At 69.4% G+C, this 2,549-nt stretch carries 3 protein-coding genes; 1 reads left to right on the top strand and 2 read right to left on the bottom strand.

Annotated features, from left to right (window positions below; translation table 11 throughout):
* Positions 1-1,335, bottom strand: a 1,335-nt coding sequence (locus ACRDSQ_RS12955; protein WP_431421226.1) for an aspartate aminotransferase family protein, incomplete at its 3' end; no start/stop codon positions are given.
* Between the two features lie 129 nt (positions 1,336-1,464).
* Here ACRDSQ_RS12955 and ACRDSQ_RS12950 point away from each other — a divergent pair.
* Positions 1,465-2,124, top strand: coding sequence for a TetR/AcrR family transcriptional regulator (locus tag ACRDSQ_RS12950; RefSeq protein ID WP_431421224.1), 660 nt, complete (start codon positions 1,465-1,467; stop codon positions 2,122-2,124).
* On the opposite strand, the gene ACRDSQ_RS12945 is transcribed toward ACRDSQ_RS12950, so the two are convergent.
* Positions 2,114-2,549 (bottom strand): agmatine deiminase family protein (locus tag ACRDSQ_RS12945; RefSeq protein WP_431421223.1); only part of this gene is annotated, 436 nt, incomplete at its 5' end. The two genes, ACRDSQ_RS12950 and ACRDSQ_RS12945, sit on opposite strands and share 11 nt — an antisense overlap.

Raw genomic sequence — 2,549 nt, 5'->3', positions numbered from 1 at the left:
CGTCTGCGTGGCGACGAGCGGCGGCGAGATCTGGACGACCGGGTCGCCGCGATCGTCGGCGCGGCAGTACAGGCCCGCGTCGTACAGCGCTTGCGACAGGAACCCGCGGATCAGCCGTTCGCTCTCGTTGTCGTCGAAGGTCGTCTTGGTGGCCTGGTCCTTGACCAGCTCGATGCCATAGAAGTAGCCGTCGCCGCGCACGTCGCCGACGATCGGCAGGTCCTTGAGCTTCTCCAGCGTCGACCGGAACGCGCCCTCGTTGGCCAGGACGTGCTGGTTGGTGCCCTCGCGGTCGAAGATGTCGAGGTTGGCCAGCGCGACCGCCGCCGACACCGGGTGTCCGCCGAAGGTGTAGCCGTGGGCGAAGAACTCGGTGCCGCGCTGGAACGGCTCGGCGATGCGGTCGCTGATCACGCAGGCCCCAATCGGGGCGTAGCCGCTGGTCATGCCCTTGGCGCAGGTGATCATGTCGGGCACGTAGTCGAACTTCTCGCACGCGAAGGTGGTGCCCAGCCTGCCGAACGCGCAGATCACCTCGTCCGACACCAGCAGCACGTCGTGCTTGTCGCAGATCTCGCGGACCCGCTGGAAGTAGCCCGGCGGGGGCGGGAAACACCCGCCCGCGTTCTGCACCGGTTCGAGGAACACGGCCGCGACGGTGTCCGGCCCCTCCATCTCGATCGCCAGCTCGATCTGGTCGGCGGCCCAGCGGCTGAACGCGTCCAGGTCGTCGCCGTGCTCCGGCGCGCGGTAGAAGTTGGCGTTGGGCGCCTTGTGCGCGCCGGGGACCAGCGGCTCGAAGTACTTCTTGAACGCGGGCAGCCCGGTGATCGACAGCGCACCCTGCGGGGTGCCGTGGTAGGCCAGCGCGCGGCTGATCACCTTGTGCTTCATGGGTTTGCCGACCAGTTTGAAGTACTGCTTGGCCAGTTTCCACGCGGTCTCGACGGCCTCGCCGCCGCCGGTGGTGAAGAAGACCTTGTTCAGGTCGCCGGGCGCGGCGGCGGCGAGCCGGTCGGCCAGGGCGATCGCGGGCGGGTGGGCGTAGGACCACAGCGGGAAGAACGCCAGGTCCTTGGCCTGCCGGTAGGCGACCTCCGCCAGTTCCTCGCGGCCGTGCCCGGCCTGGACCACGAACAGCCCCGACAGCCCGTCCAGGAAGCTGCGGCCAGTGGCGTCGAAGATCCGCACGCCCTCGCCGCGGACGATCACGGGGACGGGCGAGTCCGCATGCGACGACAGGCGGGTGAAGTGCATCCACAGGTGCTCGCGCGCGGTCGCCGACAGTTCGTCGGCTGTCAGCGCCATATCGGCTCGAACCGGGGTGGTGGTCATCAGGTGTCCTCTGGTCGTTAAACGAATGACATTCGTTTAATGTGGGGTCAGGCTAGCTCACCGTCGATGGGTTGGGAAGGAGGCCAGGTGGGGAAACAGCAGGCAGTGGACCCTCGGCAGAATGGGCCGGTGACCCGACCCACAGCTCGTCGCGGCGCCGGCCGCCCGCGCACACCGGTGCTCAGCCGCGACCGCATCGTCGACGCGGCGCTGGAGCTGATCGACGACGGCGGCACGTTCTCGCTCGGCCTACTCGCCGAGCGGCTCGCCGTGAAACCGTCGTCGTTCTACAACCACATCAGCGGCAAGGACGACATCCTGGCGGGCGTGCAAGAGCGCATCACGGACGCTATTGACGCCGGGATGTTCGAGCGCCTGCCGTGGGCGGACGCGGTTGTCGAGTGGGCGCGGGCCTACCGGGCCGCGTTTGTCGCCCACCCGCACGCGATCGCCCTGTTCGCCACCGCCCCCGTCATGGGCGCGGGCCGCACCCTGCGCATGTATGAGCAAGTTGTCACGGGCTTCCGTGCGGCGGGGTGGCCGCTGGAGGCGATCATCCCGGCTATCGTCGCGATCGAGTCGTTCGTCCTCGGTTCGGCGCTTGACGCCGTGGCCCCCGCCACGATCCTCGAACCGGGCCCGGACGCCGAGGCCGTGCCGCTGTTCGCCGCCGCAGTGTCGGCGCGGGACCTGCGCGCGGCGGCGGAGAACATGACCGCCGCCGACCTGGCGTTCGCCACCGGCCTGCGCGCCATGATCGACGGGCTGGCGGCTAGCGCTAGCCGATAGGCAGGTCCGGCTGGTCGTGGGTGGCGCAGTGGATGCCCCCGCCACCGGAGGCGATCGCGTCGATCGCCACGGACACCACCTCGCGGCCAGGGAACGCGTCGCGCAGGATCTGGGCCGCGGTGTCGTCGGCGGCCGCGTCGCCGAACTTGGGGATGAAGACGGCCTTGCTCGCGACGTAGAAGTTCAGGTAGGTCGACAGGAACGCGTCGCCTTTGCCGGTCATCTTGTCGGGATCGGGTTGGACCAGGTCCACGACCTTGACCGGCTTGTCGTCGGCGTCGGTGGCGCCGTTGAGGACGCCCTTGGCCTGGTCGGCCGACCGTGACCAGTGGTCCGGTTCGGTGTCCGGGAAGGCTCGGTCCAGCAGTACCGCGCCGGACGCGGCGAAGCGCACCAGAGAGTCGACGTGGGCGTCGGTGATGTCC

The sequence above is a fragment of the Actinokineospora sp. genome, assembly GCF_050699995.1.
Lineage (GTDB): Bacteria > Actinomycetota > Actinomycetes > Mycobacteriales > Pseudonocardiaceae > Actinokineospora.
Note: the sequence above shows the minus strand (reverse complement) of the source record. Positions and strands in the feature narration are given on the sequence as shown.